The organism is Planococcus alkaliphilus, assembly GCF_057031095.1.
In genome coordinates, this window is record NZ_CM168060.1 from 1,854,492 (window position 1) to 1,878,835 (window position 24,344).

At 43.5% G+C, this 24,344-nt stretch carries 23 protein-coding genes and 1 pseudogene; 2 read left to right on the forward strand and 22 right to left on the reverse strand.

Features of this window, described 5'->3' with window-relative positions; translation table 11 throughout:
- Window positions 1-7: 7 nt before the first annotated feature.
- From AC2EXB_RS09915 to AC2EXB_RS09925, 3 genes and pseudogenes are all read right to left on the reverse strand, one after another.
- Window positions 8-1,329, reverse strand: a pseudogene (locus tag AC2EXB_RS09915) (putative bifunctional diguanylate cyclase/phosphodiesterase).
- Window positions 1,314-2,033, reverse strand: coding sequence for an MHYT domain-containing protein (locus AC2EXB_RS09920; RefSeq protein ID WP_483601223.1), 720 nt, complete (start codon window positions 2,031-2,033; stop codon window positions 1,314-1,316). Before AC2EXB_RS09920 ends, AC2EXB_RS09915 begins: the two are co-directional and overlap by 16 nt.
- Before the next feature lie 287 nt (window positions 2,034-2,320).
- The gene (locus tag AC2EXB_RS09925; RefSeq protein ID WP_483604736.1) at window positions 2,321-2,851 is read right to left on the reverse strand and encodes a divergent PAP2 family protein; all 531 of its coding nucleotides are present in this window, start codon (window positions 2,849-2,851) and stop codon (window positions 2,321-2,323) included.
- A gap of 290 nt (window positions 2,852-3,141) precedes the next feature.
- Here AC2EXB_RS09925 and AC2EXB_RS09930 point away from each other — a divergent pair, with 290 nt between their 5' ends.
- Together AC2EXB_RS09930 and AC2EXB_RS09935 are read left to right on the forward strand one after the other, a co-directional pair.
- Complete coding sequence (locus AC2EXB_RS09930; protein ID WP_483601224.1) at window positions 3,142-4,812, forward strand: DUF2207 domain-containing protein; 1,671 nt, start codon at window positions 3,142-3,144, stop codon at window positions 4,810-4,812.
- Between the two features lie 118 nt (window positions 4,813-4,930).
- A complete protein-coding gene (locus tag AC2EXB_RS09935) occupies window positions 4,931-5,704 on the forward strand; it encodes an arylamine N-acetyltransferase family protein (protein WP_483601225.1) in 774 nt (257 codons plus the stop codon).
- A gap of 82 nt (window positions 5,705-5,786) precedes the next feature.
- Here AC2EXB_RS09935 and AC2EXB_RS09940 read toward each other — a convergent pair whose 3' ends face one another.
- The 19 genes from AC2EXB_RS09940 to AC2EXB_RS10030 form a co-directional block, all read right to left on the reverse strand.
- Complete coding sequence (locus AC2EXB_RS09940; RefSeq protein WP_483601226.1) at window positions 5,787-6,962, reverse strand: iron-containing alcohol dehydrogenase; 1,176 nt, start codon at window positions 6,960-6,962, stop codon at window positions 5,787-5,789.
- Window positions 6,963-6,983: 21 nt separating this feature from the next.
- Entirely contained in the window at window positions 6,984-8,414 is a 1,431-nt protein-coding gene (locus tag AC2EXB_RS09945) for an aldehyde dehydrogenase family protein (RefSeq protein ID WP_483601227.1), read from the reverse strand.
- Entirely contained in the window at window positions 8,395-9,816 is a 1,422-nt protein-coding gene (locus AC2EXB_RS09950; RefSeq protein ID WP_483601228.1) for a hypothetical protein, read from the reverse strand. The genes AC2EXB_RS09945 and AC2EXB_RS09950 overlap by 20 nt, the downstream gene beginning before the upstream one ends.
- A gap of 145 nt (window positions 9,817-9,961) precedes the next feature.
- Window positions 9,962-10,972, reverse strand: coding sequence for a LacI family DNA-binding transcriptional regulator (locus tag AC2EXB_RS09955; protein ID WP_483601229.1), 1,011 nt, complete (start codon window positions 10,970-10,972; stop codon window positions 9,962-9,964).
- A gap of 147 nt (window positions 10,973-11,119) precedes the next feature.
- Window positions 11,120-13,153, reverse strand: coding sequence for a Na+/H+ antiporter (locus AC2EXB_RS09960; protein ID WP_483601230.1), 2,034 nt, complete (start codon window positions 13,151-13,153; stop codon window positions 11,120-11,122).
- 105 nt (window positions 13,154-13,258) lie between these two features.
- On the reverse strand, window positions 13,259-14,230 hold the full coding sequence (locus AC2EXB_RS09965) for an HNH endonuclease (RefSeq protein WP_483601231.1): 972 nt from the start codon (window positions 14,228-14,230) through the stop codon (window positions 13,259-13,261).
- 258 nt (window positions 14,231-14,488) lie between these two features.
- On the reverse strand, window positions 14,489-14,656 hold the full coding sequence (locus AC2EXB_RS09970; RefSeq protein WP_483601232.1) for a hypothetical protein: 168 nt from the start codon (window positions 14,654-14,656) through the stop codon (window positions 14,489-14,491).
- Between the two features lie 14 nt (window positions 14,657-14,670).
- Window positions 14,671-15,318 carry a carbohydrate ABC transporter permease gene (locus AC2EXB_RS09975; RefSeq protein WP_483601233.1) on the reverse strand — a complete coding sequence of 216 codons (648 nt, stop codon included), beginning with the start codon at window positions 15,316-15,318 and terminating at the stop codon, window positions 14,671-14,673.
- A gap of 11 nt (window positions 15,319-15,329) precedes the next feature.
- Window positions 15,330-16,208: a carbohydrate ABC transporter permease gene (locus AC2EXB_RS09980; protein WP_483601234.1), complete on the reverse strand. Its 879-nt coding sequence runs from the start codon at window positions 16,206-16,208 to the stop codon at window positions 15,330-15,332.
- An 81-nt stretch (window positions 16,209-16,289) separates the two neighbouring features.
- Complete coding sequence (locus tag AC2EXB_RS09985) at window positions 16,290-16,595, reverse strand: hypothetical protein (protein WP_483601235.1); 306 nt, start codon at window positions 16,593-16,595, stop codon at window positions 16,290-16,292.
- A 127-nt stretch (window positions 16,596-16,722) separates the two neighbouring features.
- On the reverse strand, window positions 16,723-16,983 hold the full coding sequence (locus AC2EXB_RS09990; protein ID WP_483601236.1) for a toxin-antitoxin system YwqK family antitoxin: 261 nt from the start codon (window positions 16,981-16,983) through the stop codon (window positions 16,723-16,725).
- A gap of 20 nt (window positions 16,984-17,003) precedes the next feature.
- Window positions 17,004-17,819: an MBL fold metallo-hydrolase gene (locus AC2EXB_RS09995; protein ID WP_483601237.1), complete on the reverse strand. Its 816-nt coding sequence runs from the start codon at window positions 17,817-17,819 to the stop codon at window positions 17,004-17,006.
- Window positions 17,820-17,974: 155 nt separating this feature from the next.
- A complete protein-coding gene (locus AC2EXB_RS10000) occupies window positions 17,975-19,129 on the reverse strand; it encodes a mannitol-1-phosphate 5-dehydrogenase (RefSeq protein WP_483601238.1) in 1,155 nt (384 codons plus the stop codon).
- Entirely contained in the window at window positions 19,130-19,567 is a 438-nt protein-coding gene (locus tag AC2EXB_RS10005; RefSeq protein WP_483601239.1) for a PTS mannitol transporter subunit IIA, read from the reverse strand.
- 33 nt (window positions 19,568-19,600) lie between these two features.
- Window positions 19,601-21,079 (reverse strand): PTS mannitol transporter subunit IIBC, encoded by a 1,479-nt coding sequence (locus AC2EXB_RS10010; RefSeq protein WP_052651641.1) that lies wholly within the window; start codon window positions 21,077-21,079, stop codon window positions 19,601-19,603.
- A 375-nt stretch (window positions 21,080-21,454) separates the two neighbouring features.
- Window positions 21,455-22,048, reverse strand: a complete 594-nt coding sequence (locus AC2EXB_RS10015; RefSeq protein ID WP_483601240.1) for a TetR/AcrR family transcriptional regulator — start codon at window positions 22,046-22,048, stop codon at window positions 21,455-21,457.
- Between the two features lie 205 nt (window positions 22,049-22,253).
- The gene (locus tag AC2EXB_RS10020) at window positions 22,254-22,742 is read right to left on the reverse strand and encodes a DUF1648 domain-containing protein (RefSeq protein WP_483601241.1); all 489 of its coding nucleotides are present in this window, start codon (window positions 22,740-22,742) and stop codon (window positions 22,254-22,256) included.
- A 118-nt stretch (window positions 22,743-22,860) separates the two neighbouring features.
- Window positions 22,861-23,595, reverse strand: a complete 735-nt coding sequence (locus tag AC2EXB_RS10025; RefSeq protein ID WP_052651638.1) for an SDR family oxidoreductase — start codon at window positions 23,593-23,595, stop codon at window positions 22,861-22,863.
- Window positions 23,596-23,693: 98 nt separating this feature from the next.
- Window positions 23,694-24,344: a uridine kinase family protein gene (locus AC2EXB_RS10030; RefSeq protein ID WP_483601242.1), complete on the reverse strand. Its 651-nt coding sequence runs from the start codon at window positions 24,342-24,344 to the stop codon at window positions 23,694-23,696.

Sequence of the window (24,344 nt, forward strand, 5' to 3'; positions counted from 1 at the left end):
TCTCAATTCATTTAGCTTGTAGCCACCTCTCGAACTTAGCTACAGCCAGCGGCGGGCTGAACAAATAGCCTTGTCCGTAATGGCAGCCTTTGTCGATGAGTAAACTTAACTGGTTTTCATCTTCAATGCCTTCAGCGACTAACCGGAAGTTTAAATTGTCTCCCATTTCTATAATAGTTTTAACCAAAACTGAAGCATTTCTGCTCAATAACATATCGTTTATAAAAGAACGGTCAATTTTTACGATATCAATCGGCAAACTATTCAACAAGCTAAGTGAAGAATAGCCGGTTCCAAAATCATCTATAGAAATCAACACACCGATTCCCTTCAACTCATTAATAAGTGCAGCCGAATGGCTAATATTTTGCATGACGCTTTCAGTTATCTCTAATTCCAGATATTTAGCAGGAAGTTGATGGATCTCAAGCGCTTTCCTTACTTTTTCAATGAATAGATGATCTTCTAATTGAAGATTCGAAACATTGATCGCCATCTGAATCTTCTTGCCTCTTTTAACCATTTCGTATTTTGGCGGATCGCTTCATTTAATACCCAATCGCCAATCGGCAAAATCATTCCCGTTTGTTCTGCAATCGAGATAAAATCCAAAGGAGGCACCATTCCAAGATCCGGATGATTCCATCTGATCAATGCCTCTACCCCGTACACCTTCTGAGAATCCAGTTCTACTTTCGGCTGATAATAAAGTTCAAACTCTTCGTTTTCCAGCGCCCGTTTTAATCCCTGCTCCAATTTCAACTTCTTTTCAACTTCAGCTTTTTCTTCGTGTAGATAAAACTGATAATTATTTTTGCCGTGCTTTTTCACTTCATACATGGCCTTATCTGCGAATTTAATCAGTTCACTCACTTGATTTCCATTTTTAGGATAAGTGCTGATGCCAATGCTTGCTGACATGAAGAATTCCTCGCCTTTTAAATAGAACGGCTTTGAAAAACAATGGATAATTTTCTTTGCGATGATTGCAGCATCCTTACGATCTACGTCTTTCGCCAGAACAATGAATTCATCCCCGCCTTGGCGAGCCACAAGGTCAGTTTTGCGAACACATTCCCGAAGCCGAGTGCTTGCTTGAATCAGCAATTCATCTCCATAATCATGTCCCATCGTATCGTTGACGATTTTAAACCGGTCATGGTCTACATAAATTACCGCTAACTCCTGCTGCTTTGGAGACGTTACAGCCATTTCTATATGCTTAGTCAATTGTAAGCGATTTGCTAATCCAGTCAAGTTGTCATGAAAGGCTAAAAAATTGATGTTTTCTTCTGTTTTTCTTTTATCCTTCATTAGTAAGCTATGCATGATAGCGAAAAAATGAGCGTGGCAATCACAATCCCCATCAACATATAGTCGGTATTTAACATGAAATGCGGAAATGAAACGTGGACATGCTGATTTTCACTTTGGGTACGCACGAATGTGACAGAAGCCATCGCCGTATAATGGGTCGCACAAACACCCGCTGCCATCAAAAGGGCGACAGGAAGATGAAATAAAGAATAGGGATGGTTCTTTACACTTGAAAATACAAGAAATGAAAAATAAGATATTCCAAATGCAAATATGCCGGCTAAAGCGACTAGAGGCAGATCATGGACCATATTCGCAGATAAAATCATCCCGTGCATTCCGACGAAATGCATCGAACAAATGCCGACAGCCATTAACAATGCCGCCAACACTAATATTCTCTGTTTTTCTTTGCCAAAGCGCAAAACCCAAAAAGAAAAAAGAGCGGAAACGATCGCCAAGACCATCGACAAAATCGTCCATAACCCGTCGTATGAAACCCCTATATCCACTTTATAAGCAAGCATCCCTGTAAAATGCATGGACCAAATACCCAGACCCATAATCACAGCGCTGCAAATTAGCCATAAATGGCTTTTTGAATTTTTCATAAAAGATCGCTTAAGCAATTCAAAAGAAGTCGAACAAGCGAACATCGCGATTACGACAGAAATGATTACGATGGGGTAATTGTATGCAAGCGGGAGCTCTTTCATAATTTTCGACCTCCAAAATTTGATTATAATGAATGTGATAATTTTAGACAGAAGATCTTGGTTGTGTTCAGTTTTATCGCAAAACTATATCTAATGGATGCATAAGCTATATCAATAAAACTAATTCTTATTACCCTATTTCAAGTTTCCATATACAAGGACTATCTTATCGTAATAAATGGAATATTTTTTTAATAATAATGAAATTTTTTACAAAATTCTTCTTATTAGAATACAAAAAAACGCTTTGATTGAAAATCAAAGCGCTTTTTTCCAACATTCAATTTTTATTTTCGATTTATTCGCAAGTTTCGGTCAGAGCGTCTGCGTGCTCGTCTATGCTTGCCTCTTTCTTCATTTTCAATTTTTGCTGAAATCAGCCCAAGAACAACACCGAATAATGCTCCACCGAGCACTTCGATTGGCTGATGCCCAAGAAGCTCTTTTAATTCTTTCTCCCTTTTTTCAAACTTCAAGCTTGGAAAATCTCCTGTCAATGAAACAAAGCTATCTTCCAAATCATTGACCAATTGGGCAATTTCCCCCGTATGGCGTCTGATTCCTTGCGCATCGTACATGACGATCGTGCCGAATACGACGGCAAGCGCCGTTTCCGTATGGCCTGTCCCTTTGTTTGCTGCCACATAAGAAGCTAAAGCAGATACACCTGCTGAGTGGGAACTCGGCATGCCTCCTGTCGTAAATGCCTGCTTCCAATCCCAATTGCCTGTTACTTTCTTATGGGTTAAAATTTTCAGTCCTTGTGCAATGCCGATTGCTGATAAGGCTGTCACAATTCCCCTGTTCATATTTTCGATTGCTTTGGTTTCCATAAGCCGCTGCCTCCAGTCCAAGTCTCATTGCCTGGTTTCTAATTGGATTGCCGTGCGGACGCTGCATCTTTCATTCGCAGATTATAACCGCCGATTCGGCATCCGGTTTTTAAATTCCATTCTTTCTCTTATACCCCAAGTAAAATCATTTTATGCCCACTGGCTTGAAACTTTTAACGAATCAAGCTTACTATAAGAAAATTACGCTGTTGCAAGATGAATGTTTTTGAAACTTACAACATCACAATACGTAAACTAGACAGAGGTGATGACAAATGCAGATTAAAAAATTAATGCCCTTGCTCGTAATGTTTCTCTTTCTCCTGCCTGTCACGGTTTTTGCAGTGGATTTTGAAATCAATGAAGCAACCATCGACGCGCAATTGCTGGAAAATGGCGATGTTGCGGTTGAAGAAGAGTTCACTTATGAATTCGACGGAGATTTTGAAGGAATTACAAGGGAACTCAAACCAAAATCCGGCACTGAAATCACCGGATTTACAGCACATGATAAAAAGAAGAAATTAAAAGTCGACAAAGAAGAAAGTGTTTATAAAATTTATCGTAGTGGCGACGATGAAACGATTACAATTACACTCAATTATGTAATTGAAGGAGCTATTGAAAAGTTCGAAGATGGCGCTGAATTTTATTGGCCGTTTTTCGATGATCGAAACGAAAGTGATTACGGACAAATGACCATAGCAATCCATCCTCCCTCTTCAACTGACGAAGTATTATTTCTCGGATACGATGAAGCGTTTGAAAAAGGGATAGCTAGCGACGAAGGTTCGGTGGTCTTTAAGTTAGGGAAAGTGCCTGAAGGAACCAATGGAGATATCCGGGTTATCTATGAAGGGGAATTATTCTCCGGCATCGCTCAATCAGGTGGAACAGTGAAAGATCTGCTATTAGAAGACCGTAAACAGCAGGAAGAGGAAGCCGCGGCTTTTGCAGCTGACCAAAACACGGCCTCGGCAATCGGGAAATCCGCGTTGCCAGCACTCGGATTAACGCTTGCATTGCTGCTTCTTTTTGCATATTGGAATGCCAGAAAGAACAAAGAGGAAATTGAAGACAAACAAAGCGGGTTTTATGTGCCAGATGAAAAACTCAGCCTTCCTGCCACCGTCCATTTCACCCATTCTCCTTATTTAACACCGGATGCAATAGCTGCCGCTTTAATGGAGATGGTGCGGAAAAAGAATGTGAGACAACTTTCAGAGGATCAATTTGAATTAACTGGTAAAAAAGCCCAATGGCCGCATGAACAGACTTTGATCGATTTATTATTCCATAAAATCGGTGATGGCCAGACTTTTAACTTATCCGAAGTGGAGGCTTATTCAAAGAAAGAATTGAATCACTCCGCTTATAATGATGCGATAGCGAAATGGAATCGGGAAGTGGCGGATGAAGTGAAAGCCCATCATTTTAAAGAAAAAGTTTCTGGTATCAGGCTCCTTTCTGGCGCAATCAGTGCCGCCGCCGCAGGGCTTGCAATCTATACAGGGATCTATGAAATTTACCCGGTTATGGCGCTTTCTATTTTAGTTTCTTTAATCGCAGTAAGCTTTGCCCTCTTCTATTCACCGTTGACAGTAGAAGGACATACCGTTAAAGCCCAATGGAAAAAAATGCGCAAGGCAATGGAAAACTTGCCTGCCAGTGAATGGCAAAAATTAACTGCAGATGATAAAATCCGCGCTTATGCCTATCTTCTCGCAGTAGACGGCAAACAGCTTGACAAAAAATCACGAAGCTTTTCCGTAGCAGGACAATATACAGAAGAAACGGATTCTGCCTTGTACTTCAATCCAATTCTATTGTCAGGTGTATTCGTCGCAGCAAGTTCCAATACTTCCGCTTCTGCAAGCGGCGGCAGTTCGAGTGTTTCATCGGGCGGCGGAGTTGGCGGCGGTGGCGGCGGATCCGGCGCATTTTAACTGCCAGCAAATTCACATCCAAAATTCCGAACTTTAATAGAAGCAAAAGGTTTCGGCCTTCAGTTGCGTCCGTGCTATGATAATGGCATGTTATTAAACGGAAAAGGATGCTGATGTTATGGATACAACTGCTTATTTGAAACGTTTTAACGCTTATCCGGTTGAAGAGCTTTATTTGCAGGATCTGGCCCGGCTCCAGTCGCTGCATATGCAAAATGTGCCATTTGAAAACTTGGATGTCATTCGTTCAGTACCGATTTATTTAAACCTTGAAAACATTTATGAAAAGATCGTCACCCACCGGCGCGGAGGCTACTGCTATGAAATCAACGGCCTTTTCCATTGGTTGTTGAAAGAGCTCGGGTTCGATGCAAAATTGATTTCCGCAACCGTTATGAAACCCGACGGCACTTGGACAAAAGCCGATACCCATGCTGCGATTCTCGTTAATCTGGATAGACCTTATTTAGTGGATGCTGGGTTCGGGGACTCAACCGTCAATCCAATTCCACTTGGCGGCGAACGCCATACAGACAATAGCGGGACTTATTCAGTGATTGAACGTGATGGGCTTTGCTATGATTTAGTCCGTGAGAATGAGGGAAATCAGCAGATTCTCTACCGATTCACTACTGACGAACGCATGCTTGCAGAGTTCCACGAAGGCTGTATTTTCAATCAAGTCTCAAGAGAATCGCCATTCACCCATGACGATTTGGTCACTAAAGCAACGCCGAACGGCCGCATTACTTTATCCGGCATGCAGCTGACCATTTCAGAAAATGGCGAGAAAACGAAGAAAGAATTGTCCGCAGAAGAAAAGTCAAAGCTATTAAAAGAAAAGTTTGGCATCCTCTTGGACGCGGAAGAAGCAGTTGAGACCACCACTTGAAACCATACATTTATAAAGAGAAAAGAACCGGAAACCGGGATTTACTCCCTTGGTTTTCGGTTCTTTTTCTTCGAGCAGCCATTTATTTTTCTTTGATTTCGCCGTAATAAGCCGATTGGTAAATCGTGAAAATATCATCGCGTTCAAGGGGCATTGGGCTTCTTGCAAGAATCCGCTGCTGTTTGATGGCGTCATCCGCTAAGGAATCGAGGGCCTCTTGTGTAATGCCAAACCCTTGCAGGTTCAATGGAATGTTGACATCCGCCACTAATCGCTTCAGCTCTTCCACGCATTTGTAGGAAGCTTCCTGCTGCGACAATTGATTTGAGCTGACTCCCATCGCCTCCAGTATATCCTTCATGCGCTTTTCGCAGCTCGAACGGATATAACCCATGACATACGGAAGCAAGACCGCGTTCGATTCGCCGTGTGAAATATGGAATTGGCCGCCGAGTGGATAAGCGAGTGCATGAACTCCGGCAACACCCGCATTAAAGAACGCGAGCCCCGCTAAATAGCTGCCATAGCTCATGTCCGAACGCGCTTGTTTATGATCGCCTTCATTTACCGCTGTGCGAATAGAACCGCTGATCAAGCGGATTGCCTGCAGCGCCAAAGCATCAGTTACGGGATTGGCATTTACGGAAACATAGGATTCTATCGCATGCGTCAATGCATCGATGCCAGTCGCAGCTGTTACTTTTGGCGGCAATGAAACGGTTAATTCAGGATCCACGATCGCGACATCCGCCAACAAGCAATTATGAGTTACCACATCTTTGGTTGTTTCAAGCGATAAGACAGCGATATCTGTCACTTCAGATCCGGTTCCGGAAGTTGTAGGAATCAGGATTTTCGGGATGCCTTTATTTGAAATTTCACGCGTTCCAGTCAGATTCAAGTAATCTGCAGCTTTCCCTTCGTGAGTAGCTAATACTGCCGCTAATTTTGCAAGGTCCAAGGCGCTGCCGCCGCCAAGCCCGATTACCAAATCGAATTGATGCTCTTTTGTATAAGCGACCAATTTTTCGCCAACCGCAAGCGGCGGTTCTGGAACCACTTCAGTATAAATGCTCGTTTTCCAGCCTTGTTCTTTTAAAGGTGCTTCAATCTTATCCGAAATTCCAAGATCCACTAAAAAAGGATCTGTTACGATTAAAATATTGCTGGCGTTCAATTTTTTCACTTCATCTGTTAAATGGTCGAGCGCTCCCCATCCAGTATAACTGAGTGGTGTAAAAGTAATTTTATGCGACATCGTTTCCACGCCTCCTTCGGTTTATTGCAATGGGTTGTGGTTCCACACAACCAATTTCATTTCCGTCATTTCTTCAATCGCGTATTTTAGCCCTTCTTTGCTATTGCCGCTTTCTTTTACGCCGCCATAAGGCATTTGGTCAACCCGGAATGTCGGAATGTCATTGATGATAACGCCTCCCACTTCCAGGCTTCGTGAAGCGCTAAATGCAGTGCTGATATCGTTCGTGAATATTCCAGCCTGCAAGCCGAAATCGGAATCGTTGATTTCCCGTATCCCATCTTCAACCGTGTCAATCGGATTGACGATGACAAGCGGTGCAAACACTTCCATGCAGGAAACTTTTGAATTTCGTCGGACATTCGCCAAAATCGTCGGCTGGAAAATGCCGTTTTCAATTGTCCCTCCGGTGATTAACGATGCCCCTTCCGAAACCGCTTCCTGCACCCAAGATTCCGCACGCGTTTGCTCTTTTTGTGAAATCATGGCAGAAAGGTCCGTCATGCCATCCAGTGGGTCACCGATCACAATGCGCTCCGTTGCTGCTTTATATTGAACAAGAAATTCTTCCATCTGTTCTTTTACAATGTAAATGCGCTGAAGGGAAATGCAGACTTGCCCCTGATTTGAGAAGGCCCCTGTAACCGCCTTTTCGACTACCGCTTCCATATTTACCCCTTTATCGATGATCACACCCGCATTTGAACCGAGTTCAAGTGATACTTTCTTCAATCCTGCTTTGTCGCGGATGCCTTTTCCGACTTCAGGGCTGCCGGTGAACGTGATCATCCGGACTGACTCGCTTTCGACTAAAGCGTCGCCAACCGTTTTGCCGCTTCCAGTCACCACGTTAAAAGCCCCTTTTGGCAAATTCGTCTGATCGAGAAGCTCTGTCAAGAAAAGAGCAGAAAGCGGTGTTTGGGAAGCCGGTTTTAAGATGATCGTATTACCCGCTGCGATAGCTGGACCGACTTTATGGGCCACTAAATTTTGTGGGAAGTTGAATGGCGTAATCGCTGCCACCACACCGATCGGCTCTCGCATCGTATAGCCAATCCGATTTGCTCCGCCTTTCGCGGCATCCAGAGGGATCATTTCACCCGTCAATCTTTTTGCTTCTTCTGCTGCGAATTTATAGGTTTCAATCGTCCGGTCAATTTCGGCCAAGGCGTATTTCAACGGCTTGGCCGATTCCAACGCAATGATTTCCGCTGCTTTCTGTTTATGTTCGATAAAGAGTGAAGTCAGCTGCTCTAAAATCTGTGCACGTTCATAAGCAGTCAAACGAGACATCGCTTTTTTTGCAGCTTCTGCTGAATCGATTGCAAGTTGTACATCTGCCAAACTCGCTTTTGGTATTTCAGCAATTTTTTCAGAAGAATAAGGCGACAGCAAATCCGAGTATTCTTCAGCCTCTGCCCATTCTCCGTTTCTATATAACTTTTTTCTCACGTTTTTCAGCCTCCAATTCCAATTTATCTTGCAGACCTTCTACATCTTTTGTGAAAGTCTGGTCGGTTTCACCCTTAAAGAAGTCTTTGCCGTAAATCAGTAAGCACAGGCCAATTCCGATGGCAAACGCCCAAGCAGCGCCTTTGACACATAATACTGCGCCCATGATTCCAGCAATTCCAAGGTCACGTTGGCTTTTCGCCTCCAGGATTCCGACTTTGACGCTGACATATCCTTGGATCAATAAAGTCAAGGCGAGCGCAACTCCGAGAATCGGTTGTACTAAAGTGACAATTGGCAGCAGGAATAATCCTGTATTCGTTCCCCAGCGGAAAGATCCCGCACCTCCAAAGAACGAATCCATCGCTTTACGCCCTTCTTTAAACCGTTCGACAAGGACCACTTGCATCGCTGACCATAAAGGTCCGGCCATGGTAACGTCTGGTCCGATAACGCTCATTACAGAGTTTCTTGTACCAAAGATCAAATGGGCACGGCTCGGATTGTAATCCAATTTTTCGTCTGGCCGTGCTTTGCCTCCCTCTTTAACCAATGCACTGGTTTGGAGTACATCCCCAAAAAGAACGATGTAGGTAGCCAAGACTGTCGGAAGCCCAGTTAAAAACAACATTAACGGCGGGAAGCCAAGCCCGAACAGCGTATAATTAGTCCACAGTCCTATGAAGTCTGGTGAACTGATACCCCATTCAATTTTCGGCCATGAAGCTTCACCGAAAAGCGGTGCTAAAATAATAGCTAAAACGATAATCGGAAAGACCCCTAATTTTCCGACTGTGTTCCAAAATATATTTTTGTTTCGCAGCTTGCTAAAATGTTTAGAGAACAGGAGATAAAATCCAATACCGATGGCGATTGAAATCGTCCAAGGGAAAGTTTCAAAACGGCCGCCCACTTCAAAAACAGAAATGACGGCTGCAAAACCGGCACCGAGAATTACCCCTGATTTAATCGCAGAAGGAACCAATTGCACAACTTTCGACGCCAATCCTGTAGCTCCCAGGAAAAGCGATAAAATCCCCAAAGTCATTTGAAACGCAATGAGTGCGTGCACTCTTTCCGGCCCTTCCGGGAATTGCATGCAATAAAGCATGATCAAAGGAATAGCTGGTGTAATCCAGCCAGGAACTGCCGGATCGCCAAGCAGATGGTGCAGCAAATAGAAAACACCATTCAAAACAACGATCGCCAATGCCACTTCAAAAGGCATGCCTAGTAATTCAATCAATAAAGGAATAGCAGATAAATCAACTGCGCACATCAATAATCCTTGAATGTAATCCGGCCATTCAAACCGGTAATGGATAAATGGCAATCTGATTTTAAACGGACCAGCTGGTATGTATGGCGACTCTTCCCCGAACTTACGGTCTCTCCATTTCATTTTTCTTCCCCTTTTCTGTTTGCTAGATGGTGTTGAAACTAATATGAATGAGCGCTCTCCCCCTTTTTGTGAAACCGCATACATAAAAGCTTTTTAAAAATGAATACGTAACCATTTATCCGGAAAAATAAATTCATATAAATGATTATATGAATTTATGGTCCATGGTTGTATTTCTTTCGAATAGTCTAACAGACTTTTGGATTTGGATGCAAGACTTATTTTTCTGATAAATCATTTCAAATAACTTCTCCACCGCTAAGAATCCCAATCCCCGCTCATCTTCCATGCCGATTGTCGTTAAATTCAAGGAGGCATGCCGGCTCAATTCCACGTTATCGATGCCGATAATGCTGAGATCTTCCGGGATGCGAATCCCCGCAGAAATATAAAAATCCATAAGGCGGATCGCAATGGCATCAGTTGCTGCACAAATGGCAGTCGGCTTTTCTGCTGATTTTTGCAGTGCGAGAAACGTATCGTATAGTTCTTCCCTCTTTGTATCGGTGATGACGATCCGTTCTTTTGGAATAGTGACTTGATGGTCTTCAAGTGCCTGGATAAAACCTTCCATCCGCCCTTTGAAAGTACTGATTGTAAGAGGGCCGCCGATCCAGACGATGTTTTTATGGCCTTTATCCAATAGATGCGCTGCCGCTAAATAGCCCGCTTGCCGATTATCGATTTCCACATAGTTTTTCTCACTTTGATGCTTTCGGTTGAACAATATAAATGGAATACCCGACTTCTCCAATTTATGAAAGATTGGATCGTCGAGATAAATCGAAGATAAAATAATGCCGTCCACTTTATTTTCAAATACGGAATTATAGACTTCTTCGCTATTTTCATCATTAATGAAATGTACATTGGTCCGGAATCCTTCGGCATTCGCATAATTGATGATGGCTGTGGTTGTTTCAGAGAAAAACGGATTATGCAATGGACCGGAAATCAATGCAATCGTCCGCGTTTTCCGCTGCACCAATGAACGTGCATTGCCGTCCGGGATATAATTCAATTCATCGATTGCATCCATCACCTTTTTCAATGTCGGTTTTTTCACGCGCTCCGGCGTATTTAAAACCCGCGATACAGTCGTTTGAGATACACCTGCATGTTTCGCTACATCTTTTGAAGATACCAATTCATTCACCTAACTTTCTGTACCAGCCGTAAAACCATCTGCTTATATTTTGATGGATAGGCAATTCATACTAATAATGTACCATAGGATTTCAGTAGAATGCCAAACAGAAATGGAATTAGAAAAAGCCTGAGCATCTGTTCAGGCTTTTTCAAGTTATTCACTGTATTCATATAATGTAATGCTTTCGATATGGTTTAAGTAGCGTCGCAGCTCTTTTGCTTGTTCCCGTGAAATTTCACCTTCTTCATACATTTTATAAATTTTTGAACGGCCCATGTCCATGATCACCAAGCGCAGTTCTTCTTTTTGCATTTCATATTGTTCATTGAAATGCGATTCAGGCGTTTTTAGCCCTTTAATCATCCGTTTATAGTCGTGTATGACGGAACTCGCCATTTTTTCTTTGCCATCTTTTGAAGTTTCCACCAGATAATCCATCGCTTTTTGCAAGGCTTCTAACTGTATATCTTTGCCTACTTGAAGATTAACCAACCGTGTTTCGTCATCTTTTAAGTATTCGCCTTTAAAGCGTCGCCAAGCTCGAATCAGCTTGCTTTGGATATAAACATTCAAGGAATGCACATTTTTTTCGATGGCCGCTTCTCTTCTTCTGAAAGATTTCGCAAAAGCTTTTCTAATTTTTTCATCATCGTAGTTTTCCTCTTTCAACCGCATATCTATATGTGATTTTTCAATAGATAACGCCTGCAGCCGTATTTTCTTCAAGCTTTTTCGTCGCTGTTTATTTTCATCCGATCTCAATTCTTCCTCCGGCAAAATTTGTTCGAGCCGCAATTTGTATTCTTCGATCAATTCATAAGCAACGGTTTCATTTTCTTCAGTTGTTTCAGCTTTCAATTTCTTAATAGATGCAAGCAAGAGCCGTTTTCTCGCTTCTTCCGTATCGATCTTCCCTACATTTTGCCCTTCACTTGTCTCGCCGCGGCTCAATAGCGGCAATAAAAACGTGGCAGCGAGCAAAGTGAAGAGAATTGTACCAGCAGCTAAAAAGACGATCAGCGAGCGATTCGGAAAGTCTTCGCCAGATTCCAAGGCATACGGAATTGACAAGACCCCGACCATCGTAACCGTACCTCTAACACCGGTCAGACTAGTAAACAAAGTTTGTTTAAAACTTGGTTTTTCCACTTCATCGGTTTTGTTAAAACGGGATTCGAAACTTGCAAAAAGATAAGACCAGATAAACCGGACCCCTAAGATGAAGACCCCGAGGCCAATCACATAAGAGAACAACAGTAAATAGCCAATATCCGGATTTTCCAGAACCCCGCTCATGGATGAAGGGATATTTAACCCAAGCAATAAGAAAACGATGCCGTTTAGAACAAACAAAATAATCGTCCAAATATTTTCAGCTAACATCTGTTCTTCAGCAACTAAAGTTTCCGTTCGTTCCCTGACAAGTGAATGGATAATCCCGGCCACAACCACAGAAATGACACCCGAAGCATGTAGCAATTCTTCCGTTACGATAAAAATGAAAAACGGCGTCATGATATGCAGCAAAGACTGGAAGGTCACATCGTTGATCCCTTGCTTCCGAAGGATATGGCGGATCCAGATGACGAGTAGTCCAAGTACAATGCCAAGCACTCCGCCCGCTACAAATTTATAGGAAAAGTCAAAAATCGCTTCTTGAAGCGAGAAATAACCGGTGACGACTGCAGCCACCGCATAATTGAATGCAACGAGTCCGGATGCATCGTTGATCAAGGACTCGCCTCGCACTAAATTCAGCACTTTATCGGGAATATGAATGCGTTTGGCAATACCGTTTACTGCAACTGGATCTGTCGGCGATAAGATCGCTGCTAGCGCAAATGCTGCATAGAGCGGTATCGCGGCAATCATCCAGTGAATAAAATAACCACCAAGAATTGTGGTGAGAAGAACGAGTATAATGGCGTTTCCGAGTATCGGGCCGCGCATGCGCCACAGCTCTTCCCTTGGAAAATGGCGGCCATCATTATATAAAAGAGGGGCAATAAATAGCAGCAAGAACCATTCGGTGTCGATATCAAACGATATATCCTCAAAAAACAGCACCAATAGAACCCCTAAAGCGATTTGGATCAATGCCGTTGGGATAAATGGTGTGTAATGGCTGATAACATTTGAGATGAGCAATGCTAAAAGCAAAAGAAGGATCGTCATTAAAATATCCATAAATGACCTCCAATCATTTTCATAATCTCTTACTGTATACCCCTATAACACCTTGCTCTAGACAGAAACTAACAGGGAATAATAAAAAAAAAACATTGCAGGCGATCATTCGCCTGCAATGGTTTCTTCCCTAGAATCTGAATTGGTTGTTTTTCTTTTATCGACAAAAATCTCTCTTTTATGCCATCTGAAGAATTCGCCGTTGTCAGGGTAAACCGCGATTTTCTTCCCTTTTTTCAATCCGTATTCGGCGTAGCGCTCCTCTGGTATCTGTTGTGCGATGTGCAGCTTTCCGCCGGCTGTGAAACTGATTAATCCGGCAGTAAACATGGCTTCGTGATTATTGCAGAGCAACAAGCCGTTGTAAGGATTGATTTTTTCCGCATCCGTGCTATCTTTCCACGGTTTTGCATAGCCAGCTTTTAACGCGGCATCGATGTCCATGCCGCATAGCGGACATTCTTTATGCCATAAAGGCAAAAGCGATTTTCTGAATTGCAGCTGCCCGCGCTGGATTTTCGTTTTCATTTCCATGATGGTTTCTGCGATTAGCGTGATTAACGGATTGTGTTCCGTCACTCGGACCACTTCCATTGCGAGTTCCAATTGCTCCGCTTCGGGTACATACACATTCAAGCGGCTAATGCCTTCCAGCAATTCGATGGCGAGCTCTTCGTTGCAAGGATAAAGGTATCCGGGATTGCCTGTACCGTCTTCTTTAAAAGCCGCATATTTCACTGGCAGAAGACTCGAAATATCGTCCAAACATTCTTTGATCGATAACGGATTCTCCAACTCCCGGTATTCAACCTGCACCAAATAGCCAACCGCTGATTCTTTTTCAGGACTCCCTTCTTCAAAAGGCTTCCGTTCTTTTTTGAAGGCTCCTTTTGCTACGCTGATGGCCACGATTGCCCCTTTGACGTAATGGAAAATCCGGTCTCCTTTTTTCACTTCCATCAATCGCTGATAGGAATGCGGAACCATTCCTGCTTTGTCCGTTTCCGGAGCCCAGATCAAACCGGCATTCTTTTCTTCATGATACGTTTCACCCTGCATGACGATATATGCGTTCAAAACTTTTCCTCCTAATTGCTCAGCCGGATCGGCATTTCATTTTAGCGATGCAAATCCGTTTATGTAAACTTCTATGCTTCTATCATAACCCAAATTCCTGTTGAATGTTTGACAAGAAGCCTAACCGGAGACAATAAAAAGGAGTTGTCCCAAAAGTAATTTGGGGCAACTCCTTTTCGCAATGAAGCTAGCGCAGCGATACAGAGACAGGAGCAATGGTATAATCACATGCTTTAAAAGAATCACAAGTGCTTTGCTTCACTTTATGCCTGAACTGATGACACTTCGGACAAAATAACGGTTTGCAGCGACAAATAGGATCAATGCCGGCAAAGTAGCCACAACCGTTGCCGCCATCATCCTCCCTGGATTCACGAAGTTAGAGCCTTGGACGAGGTTTGCGACTCCGACTGTGACCGTTTTCATTTCATCTGCACTGGTCACAACAGAGGGCAAAGAAAATCATTGTAGATGGTCAGAAAAGTCAAGACGGACAATGTGGCAACGACTGGGCGGATTGCTGGGAAAATAACAAACCGCAAAACTTGCCATAACGAAGCCCCGTCGATGATAGCCGCTTCTTCCAAGTCTTTCGGGAATCCCCTCAAAAAGCTGTAAATTAGGAAGACGCCCATCGTGTTCGCGGAATAGACCAAAATCAAAGGAGCATACGTATCAATCAAATTAAATTGCCGGAATAAGTAGAACATCGGAAACAAAGTGACGATCGTTGGAACTGTAAGAGCTGCCACAACCACAAGGAAAAAGAACCTCTTGCCGGGCAGATTCAAACGGGCAATCGAATAAGCCGCAAGAACATCTACGAAAACCACCAGCAAGGTCCCGATTGCTGTAACGATAGCGGTATTCAAAAGCCAACGGAGCACCGGAACGTCTGCAGTGATGCCGAAGATGCTTTTATAATTCTCTAAAGTCCAAGTTTTCGGCAGTAATGAAGAAGTCGACATCGCCTCTCCCAACGCTTTGAATGACGTCAACACCATAAAAATCAGAGGCAGCAGAAACAAGAGCGCAAGCAATGTCGCCAATAAAAGAATGAGGAAATTTTTGCTTTTGGATTTTTTCATTTTCTGCCTCCTTATTGTTTTCTGAACGAATAGAAATATTGTGCAGCAACGATAGCGACCATGACGGTCCCCATCGCCATTGCCATTGCTGATGCAATGCCCAAATTATTTTGGCTGAAGACCATTTGCTGGATCACCATGATCAAAGACTGGGTGCTTTGCCCCGGCCCGCCTGCTGTAATGAGCAATGTCTGGCCGTAAAGATTGAATGAAGCAATGACTGTGATGATCGTTAAAAAGACAAAGACGCCTTTGATAGATGGAAATGTGATGTGGCGGAACTGCTGCCACGCCCCAGCACCATCCAAGCTTGCCGCTTCATATAAATTTTCATCCACTTCATCTAAAGCATTGATGAACAAGATCATATTAAAGCCGATCGTCCACCAGACCGTGGCGATTAAAATAGCGATCCAGGCAAGCGGCTGGTCGTTCAGGCAATTGAATGACCAGCCGCCAACATTATTCAGGACATTGTTGACATAGCCGCCATTTCCGGTAAAAAGCCATTTGAAAATAGCCGACACTGCCGTTACCGATACCGCATAGGATATGAAAAAGACAGTCCGATAAAATACCTTGAATTTTTTAGGGATGCTGTTAACCAGCAGCGCCAATGCCAAGCTGATTAAAACGAGCGGTATGACACTGATCGCAACAAAAATAAGCGTGTTTTTCAAACCATTATAGAAGGCATCTCCAAACACCGTGCCAGGGGTTAGAATGGAAATATAATTGTTGAATCCGACAAACCCGCCATTTCCGGCAAAGATGGACCACTGATGAAAGCTGATGTAAATGCCAAAAGCTAACGGAATGACTAAAAACAGCAGAAAACAAATCAAGAATGGCAGAAACAAGACCGTTGACCAGGTTCTGGAAATCCGCATATTCCAATCCTCACCCCTTTCGTCAGTTTAAAGGCATTTCACTTAACAAACATGAAATTCCTCTACGTAGCAGTTATTTAGTTATTGAGGAGCAGTTTCAGCAACTTGTTTTGATTGTTCCGTTGCTTTTTCAAGCTCACCCATCAATTTCTCTTTCGTCATGCCTTCTTCTGAAATAATTTGAGGATAGACGTTTTCCACCAAATAACGGACTTGTTCACGGTATTGATAAAGTTTAGGTGCTCCGACAAACGAATCGAATTGCTGAATGTTTTGAGCGGATAACGGGTATTTCTCAACATCACCTTCAACCAGTTCCATCGTCGGAATGTGGGTCGGCGCCTGGCCGCTTTCTGCCCAGTTCGCCAAATTCTCAGGTTGATACATGTACTTCAGGAATTCTGCAATACAACTCTCTAAAACAAATCAAAAAGGAACCTCCACATCAGTGGAAGTTCCTCGTTAGAAAAATAGAACAGTTAGTGGACTGCTTTGCATTTCATTTCCCTTTCATTCATCCGCGATTGGTCGTTTTGTACTTATCGCCTTTACTATCGTAAGTGACCCATTCTCCCACCGGATCTCCTTTTTCAAAGTATTCCGAGCGTTTGATCTTGCCATCAGCACGGTACCACTCCCAATAACCATCTGGTTTGCCTTCTGACATTTTTCCTTTTGACCAAACTGTTTTTCCGTTGGCATGATATTTTATGGTATAGCCGTCAATCACTTCCTGCTTTTTATCCTTGACTTCGCTGCATTTTTTGTCTTCCATTTGGCACCTCCTGCCGGATATTATGTATCAGCTAGCTCATCATTTATAGCCGAGATGTAACGCACTGCAGAATTCAGGACTTTTTGTCTTGCATCCATTTCCATGACCCGCTGAAAAGCGTCATACAGTTGTTCGAAAGAGAGCTGTTTCACTTGATTTGCCATTCTTTTTACGACCTTCGAAGAAAGCGGAATGAAATTAGGGTAGCTGTACATGAAAGTGGCCCAGTTCCGATCTGCCGCCACCCGAATAACGTCGCCAGTAAACAGCTTGCCGTTATCTTTAGTCCAGTGGGCAATTGCCGCACCTTTAAAATGTCCGCCTATCCGGTGAAGTGTGACTGTTGGATAAAGCGCCAGAGAATCTCCCTGCCAGTAGCGGATCCGCTCACTTTCCCTCGTTACGAACTGGCGGTCATCTTCATGTATATAAATAAGGGCATCAAACGTTTCAGCCCATTCGACTTGGGAAGAATAATAATGCGGATGTGACAACGCGATCGCATCGATTCCCCCCTTATCCTTAATTTGACGGATGGTTTCCTCGTCCAAATAAGTAATGCAGTCCCAGAGAAGATTTAACCCTTTATTTTGAATCAAATAAGCGGACTGCCCAATCGCATACTTCGGCTTGGTTTGGATCATGAGCAATTTGTTATCTATTTCTGAAATTTCATTTTGATAGGCACCGCTTGCCTGCATTTCTTCTAATGTTGTCCAGCTTTGTCCAGATGGATTGACGTATTGCCTTTCTTCATTGCAGATGATGCATTTATCGGGAGGCGTTTCTGACTTGCTGTATTGCACACCGCATGTTTCACAAATAAATTTAGGCATGAATTATTTCCTTTCTTTCATTAGACGCGAATGCTTTAGAGTTTAGTTAAGTATAGAATTGTTTTACAATTCCGTCATCATCCATTAGTCCAGTTATGAACACAGAAAACCCGATGAAGAAAAATTCTTCATCGGGTTTTAAGGCTGCAATCTTTTTATTTTCTTTGAAGTTCTTCCACACGTTTCATAATAATCGGAATGAGCGGATCATCCGCTTCCAATTCTGCCACTTCTTGAAGTGTTTTTTCAAATCCCTGCGCTGCAATCATTTCCTGCAATTGTTTGGCTTCCGGATCTTCGTCATTTACGTAAAGCAAGACAGCCGCAATGACCGTTGCTAAATGGACAGGCTCTTTTCCTGTCAGTTGCCAGTAAAGGCTTGCCGGCCGTATCAACCGGTCGTTTTTGCCCAATTTGCGCAAAGGCCCTCGCCCAACACGTGTGACATGATCCGAGATGTTCGGATTCTGGAAGCGGCCAATGATTTTTTGGATGTACGCTTCGTGTTCTGCCCGGTCAAAACCGTGCTCTTGAATGATCACTTCACCGGTTTCACCTAAAGCTCCTCTTAAAAGCTCTTCGATCTCTTCGTCTTGCATCGCATCGTAAATCGTCTGGAACCCTTTATAACGGCCAAAATAAGCGGGAACCGTATGGCCGGTGTTTACAGTGAACAATTTCCGTTCAATGAACGCACTTAAATCATCTACGTAAGTGATGCCTTCAACGGCAGGTACCGCTCCTTTGATGGCCGGTTTTTCCACCACCCATTCGTAGTATGGTTCAACCGCGACTGCTAACACATCATCGCTCGTCTGGTCCGGTACGATCCGGTCGACCGCCGCATTCGGGAAAGCAATCAACCGGTCCGCCGTTTCCCTTTCCTCTTCTGACAGATGCGTATAGACATGCTCTTTCAACAAGGAACTGGCGTTGATCATGTTTTCGCATGCAATGATGTTCAGCGGCTCTGGATTTTTCTCAAAACGGGCTCTCAACCCCTCTGCAATCAGGCTTGAAATCATCGGCAATACTTTCGGGCCGACAGCCGCAGTCACTAAATCCGTTTGAGCAATTGCTTCTGCGCCTTCTGCTGGATGGCTCAGCGTATTGATGCCGTGAACTTTTTCCACACGAATGGTCTGCTGTTCAGAACCCATTAAAGTCACTTCATAGCTATTTCGCTCATTTAATGCATCAACAACTTCACCGTTGACGTCCAAAAATACCGTTTCGTAATCTGATTCGTATAAAAGGGCGCCGATAAACCCTCTTCCGATATTGCCGGCGCCAAAGTGAACAGCTTTCATTCAGCTCACCTCGCTGAATAGGTCCAGAATCTCTTCTTCCGTAGTCGCATTCAGAATTTTATCGATATTTTCTTCTTCCGAACAAACAATTGCAATATTTGAAAGGATTTCCAAATGCTCATTTCCTTTTCCAGCAATGCCGATCAGGATCTTCGCAATGTTGCCGCCGCCAAAATCGATGCCATCCGAAACGGTCACGACCGAAATACCGGTTTCCAGGACATTTTTCTTCGCATCTTCTGTGCCGTGAGGGATTGCGAGCGAATTCCCCATGAACGTAGAAGTCAGCTCTTCCCGTTCCAGCATCTTCTCAATATAGCCTTCATCTACATATCCGCCGTCGACGAGAATGCTCCCGGTATAGCGGATCGCTTCTTCTTTTCCGGATAATGAAACATTTAGTTTGATATTTTCTCTGCTCAATACTTCTTTTGCCATTTATTAAACCACTCCTTTAAAGATGGTTTAGCCTCACTTATCTGTTTTTAAACGTTGGGCTAATTTATCGTACTCTGGGCTGTTCATGAAATTATCAACAGAAATATGTTCAGCCCCAGGCAGTTTCGCTTTCGCGCGATCTGTTAAATCTTTGTGTGTCACGACGATATCGGCATCATCCGGCAATTGATTGATTGCCGTATTGGTAACCGGAATGTCGATATTTTCTTTCTTGAACTTATTGCGCAATAAGGACGCCCCCATCGCACTTGATCCCATGCCCGCATCACAGGCAAATACCACTTTATGGACATTTTCCGGCGCAAGCATCGTGGAATCCGCCGGCTGTGTATTATCAGCCTCGACTTGTCCACCTGCAGCTGCACCAACGGCCGCTTGAGCTGGTTTAGGCGTTAAATAGCCCGTCGCATCGCTTTTCTTGCCTTTCATTTCTTCCATTTTGCCAGCTGCTGCAGCTAAATCTTCATCTTCTACTTTGCTCGTTTTCAAGATAACGGAAGCAATGGCGAAAGAAACAGCGGCAGCGACCACAACGCCTGAAATTACGCCAAGATAATTTCCTTGAGGCGTCAATGCCAATAAGGCGAAGATACTTCCCGGTGACGGCGTCGCCGGAAGGCCGGCATCAAACAGTGTAAACATGAATACCCCGCTCATGCCTCCTCCAATTGCCGCTAACAGCAGCATCGGTTTCATCAAGATGTACGGGAAGTAAATTTCATGGATACCACCGAGAAACTGGATGATTGCTGCACCTGGAGCCGAAGCTTTTGAAACCCCTTTGCCGAAAATACTGAAAGCCAGGAGAATGCCAAGACCAGGCCCAGGGTTCGTTTCAAGCAGGAACAAAATGGATTTCCCTGCTTGTGCCGCTTGGTCAACGCCGAGCGGGCTTAAAATCCCGTGGTTAATCGCATTGTTCAGGAAGAGAACTTTTGCCGGCTCAATGATGATGCTTGCGAGCGGCAATAAGCCCATATCGACAATCACTTCAACGCCATCTGCCAGGATATTCGTCAATGAACTGACGACTGGCCCGATGATGTAGACGGAAAAGCCGGCGAGGATCGCTCCTAAAATACCGGCAGAAAAGTTGTTGTAAAGCATTTCGAAACCGGTTCTGATTTTTGCCAAAAACAGGTTATCAATCAGCTTCATGAGATAACCGGCAAGCGGCCCCATAATCATGGCCCCTAGGAACATCGGAACATCGGCGCCTACAATGACCCCTAATGTGGCCGTTGCACCAACTACGCCTCCTCTAAAATCATAGACTAACCGCCCACCGGTAAAACCGATCAATAATGGAAGCAAGTATTTGATCATCGGATCGACGAGACTTGCCAGCGTTTCATTCGGAATCCAGCCATCTGGTATGAATAAAGCCGTAATAATCCCCCATGCAATGAATGCTCCAATGTTCGGCATAATCATGCCGCTTAAATAGCTCCCAAAACGCTGAACTTTTGCACGGACATTTGTTTCCGCCATTTAAATCCCCCTTTTCATATTTAGTTAAATGAAGTGAACGCTTTCATCTTACATAACCATCAAGCCCTTTCTTTTTTGAAATTATGCCCAATATTAAGTTTGTACCCTATTTAAACCGCTGCTTAATCCCCAAATTCGAAATTGGGCCACTTTAAAGCCAAAGGAACTGAATAGCCGAATAAAAAATATCACTTAATTTTAATGTAGCATAAACTTTTGTAAAGAAGGTTAAAAAATTCTTAATTATCAAATTAATGGAGACGATTCTCTACTTTTTACTGATTCAAATTAACACTAAATATTTTTATTATGTCATCTAAATTCGCAATGCATAAAAATGCAATCTCCTTGAAAAGCTCTAAATTGGCGACTCGATTAAAACTCCTCCATGCAAATCGAATTAAGATGATAAACAATGATCCGCTTCAGTTTATGGGCTTCCAGCAATTGCGGCCGGATCATTCCATCAAGCGCCAATCCGTCCAACAATAAATACATCCTCTCCGTCTCCAGGTGAACATCCGCGTCTTTCTTCAATAAATTGAGCAAAACAAGATAGGACATCACTTCTTTGATCGCAAGATAGACACTGTCTTTTTCCGCATCAAACACCTCCCCTTGATGGCGGGCATGGATTTTGAATACCAATCTTACTTCGGCTTCCAGTTTTGTTTCTCCTGCCGCCGGCATTAAATCCAATAAAACCTGAACGATTTTTTCTTTTGGCGGCATATCCAATTTAAAAATCCTCGTCATCCTTTCAGCAATTTTTTGGTAGATCAAGTCTCGGGCAAACCCCAGCAAGTCATTTTGCGAATTAAAATAATAGCGCAAAGACCCTAAAGAAATCCCAGCTTCCTTCGCTATATTCCTGACAGACGCCCCTTCCATCCCTTGTTCTAAAATAACTTTCCACGTGGCTTCAGCAATCATTTCTTTGCGTTTGGCATGTTCGATAAGTTTTGGCATACCTCTATTTTATCAGAATACTATTAAAATTCAATTAATTAATACAGTCGTATCATTATCGAAATAAGTCGATTATTTATTTAATACGGATGTATTATCAAAAACTTGATAACTTTGATGTGATGTGGATAACCTCTCGGGCTGTGGGTTACTGCATGGAAAGTTGCGTGAATAAAAAATGCCCATCTCTGAGGAGATGGGCATTTTATAATTTGAGCATGCGGAACATAAAGTAAAAAGTGCTTCCTAAGATTACGGCAAGGAAGACTGGCAAAAATACGATGCCCAATCCCTCTTCTGCACCTTTAGCGACCTGGATGGTTTGATAGGTGATGAAACCGAAAAATATTATGATTTCGTTTTTCAGCACATTCATCATCAAGCGCGCGTTTTGATATTGCGCTTCGATATTGTCTTCCCGTAAGTTCAGGTAGTTGAAGGTATGCGGGTATTTCGATAAAAAAGTCATCAAGAGCCACAAGCCGCCGCCAATCAGCGGCAAGATCCATAATTCCATCTTGCTTCCCCAGCGGTCCGCTTCGCCGCTCCCGTTGAAATGCGCCGGCACTTCATCCGGCAACCCGCCAAATACGGAGACTAAGTAAACGATTGATCCAATAAATACAATGAGGCCCATTGCATCCAACACTTGTTCAAAGCGTGATTTCGAAAGATCTTTTTTAGGCTGCTTCATCTGAAAGTCCCCTCCCCTCTCTCTTCTTTTTACGAAAACCGAGTGGAATGGTTTCAAAAAATACAAAACCCGATTTGCTTTATTCGCAAATCGGCAATTCATTCCTTTAAATTCCATTTTACGGCTGCTGTCTTGGACGGATCAAAATTTCATTGACGTCGACATGGGCCGGCTGCTGCACGGCATAGCCGATGGCGCGTGCAATGTCTTCTGCTTGAAGGAATTCCATTTCAGGGCCCTCTTTGAAGCCATTTAACACATCGTCATCGGTAATGGTATTCACCAGTTCCGTTGCCACGGCTCCTGGCGAGACAATGGTTACACGGATTGCCATGGCTGGATCAATTTCCTGGCGCAGCCCTTCGGAAATCGCCCGCACCGCAAATTTCGTGCCGCTGTATACGGCGCTGCCTGGCGTGACCGAATGCCCGGCGACTGAAGAAATATTGATGATATGCCCTTCTTTTTGGCTCTCCATCTGCGGAAGCACCGCCGCAATCCCGTAAAGAACGCCTTTGATGTTTACATCCACCATCCGGTCCCATTCGTCCAATTTCAATTTGTTCATGAACGACAGCGGCATTAAGCCTGCATTGTTCAACAACACATCGATGCGTCCGAAGTGCTCGATAGCTGCCTCTGCCAAAGCTTTCATCTGATCAGCGGAAGTAACATCCGTCACCAGATATTCCGCTGTTCCACCAGCCTCTTCAATGGCCTGTTTTAATTCCGCAAGGCGGTCTTCCCGTCGCGCAGCTAACATGACCGAATACCCTTGCCCCGCAAGTTCTTTTGCAGCTGCCTGTCCGATGCCGCTGCTCGCTCCTGTAATGATTGCTGATTTCGTTGCCATATGTACTCATCTCCATTTCTAAATTGCTCTCACTTTCATTATGTACCCATTCTTTGGACTTTGACACTTTTAAAAACACGAAAACAACTGGGGGTCTACTAGTATGAACGAAGTTCATTTTTTTCAAAATAAACCTGTTCCCCAACTGTCTTTATGATGATATCAAAATTTTGGCGAAAAGGATGCATAAAAAGTTCATATTGAATCCGCCGCTCTTCATGCGACTGATGCAAATAATCAAGTTCTGCGCCTCTTTCTACGACATCTCGGCCCGCTCTTCTTTCAAACTCTGTTTGGCCATCCGTGTAAAGATAAATTTTTAAGTCAAATAAGGCCGGATTTAAGAAAGCGACGCTCATGCCTTCAATAAACGACAGTTTTTTATCCGCTGTAAGGAGTTCACCTTCCAGATAATGAGTATCAATCGTCTTTACACTCAACCCGTCCTGAATCATTCGGATGTCACGCTCCAAAGATGGAAGGTGATGGGCGCCGGGGTGGCAAGCAGTCATTTTAAAGCGATGAAGCTGTTCTTCATACGAATATTCGAGGATTGTATTCATCCGGACACTGGAATTGACAATATACGGATCGGTATTCAGATAATTTGTCTTATTTTCACCAAGTCGTTCCATCAACTTATTGGCTAAAACGGTTTTTCCGGCAGCTCCGTGACCGGAAATGCCGATCAGGAGATTCGTTTCCGAACGGCCAATCTTTTCTGCTAATTCTTGAATGAAAATGTCCAT

Excerpts from the sequence above, each read along its gene's own strand:
- AC2EXB_RS09920 (WP_483601223.1), bottom strand. The coding sequence starts at position 2,033 with ATGAAAGAGCTCCCGCTTGCATACAATTACCCCATCGTAATCATTTCT.
- AC2EXB_RS09930 (WP_483601224.1), top strand. The coding sequence starts at position 3,142 with ATGCAGATTAAAAAATTAATGCCCTTGCTCGTAATGTTTCTCTTTCTC.
- AC2EXB_RS09935 (WP_483601225.1), top strand. The coding sequence starts at position 4,931 with ATGGATACAACTGCTTATTTGAAACGTTTTAACGCTTATCCGGTTGAA.
- AC2EXB_RS09940 (WP_483601226.1), bottom strand. The coding sequence starts at position 6,962 with ATGTCGCATAAAATTACTTTTACACCACTCAGTTATACTGGATGGGGA.
- AC2EXB_RS09950 (WP_483601228.1), bottom strand. The coding sequence starts at position 9,816 with ATGAAATGGAGAGACCGTAAGTTCGGGGAAGAGTCGCCATACATACCA.
- AC2EXB_RS09960 (WP_483601230.1), bottom strand. The coding sequence starts at position 13,153 with ATGGATATTTTAATGACGATCCTTCTTTTGCTTTTAGCATTGCTCATC.
- AC2EXB_RS09970 (WP_483601232.1), bottom strand. The coding sequence starts at position 14,656 with ATGAAAACGGTCACAGTCGGAGTCGCAAACCTCGTCCAAGGCTCTAAC.
- AC2EXB_RS09975 (WP_483601233.1), bottom strand. The coding sequence starts at position 15,318 with ATGAAAAAATCCAAAAGCAAAAATTTCCTCATTCTTTTATTGGCGACA.
- AC2EXB_RS09980 (WP_483601234.1), bottom strand. The coding sequence starts at position 16,208 with ATGCGGATTTCCAGAACCTGGTCAACGGTCTTGTTTCTGCCATTCTTG.
- AC2EXB_RS09985 (WP_483601235.1), bottom strand. The coding sequence starts at position 16,595 with ATGTATCAACCTGAGAATTTGGCGAACTGGGCAGAAAGCGGCCAGGCG.
- AC2EXB_RS09990 (WP_483601236.1), bottom strand. The coding sequence starts at position 16,983 with ATGGAAGACAAAAAATGCAGCGAAGTCAAGGATAAAAAGCAGGAAGTG.
- AC2EXB_RS09995 (WP_483601237.1), bottom strand. The coding sequence starts at position 17,819 with ATGCCTAAATTTATTTGTGAAACATGCGGTGTGCAATACAGCAAGTCA.
- AC2EXB_RS10000 (WP_483601238.1), bottom strand. The coding sequence starts at position 19,129 with ATGAAAGCTGTTCACTTTGGCGCCGGCAATATCGGAAGAGGGTTTATC.
- AC2EXB_RS10005 (WP_483601239.1), bottom strand. The coding sequence starts at position 19,567 with ATGGCAAAAGAAGTATTGAGCAGAGAAAATATCAAACTAAATGTTTCA.
- AC2EXB_RS10010 (WP_052651641.1), bottom strand. The coding sequence starts at position 21,079 with ATGGCGGAAACAAATGTCCGTGCAAAAGTTCAGCGTTTTGGGAGCTAT.
- AC2EXB_RS10015 (WP_483601240.1), bottom strand. The coding sequence starts at position 22,048 with ATGCCAAAACTTATCGAACATGCCAAACGCAAAGAAATGATTGCTGAA.
- AC2EXB_RS10020 (WP_483601241.1), bottom strand. The coding sequence starts at position 22,742 with ATGAAGCAGCCTAAAAAAGATCTTTCGAAATCACGCTTTGAACAAGTG.
- AC2EXB_RS10025 (WP_052651638.1), bottom strand. The coding sequence starts at position 23,595 with ATGGCAACGAAATCAGCAATCATTACAGGAGCGAGCAGCGGCATCGGA.
- AC2EXB_RS10030 (WP_483601242.1), bottom strand. The coding sequence starts at position 24,344 with ATGGACATTTTCATTCAAGAATTAGCAGAAAAGATTGGCCGTTCGGAA.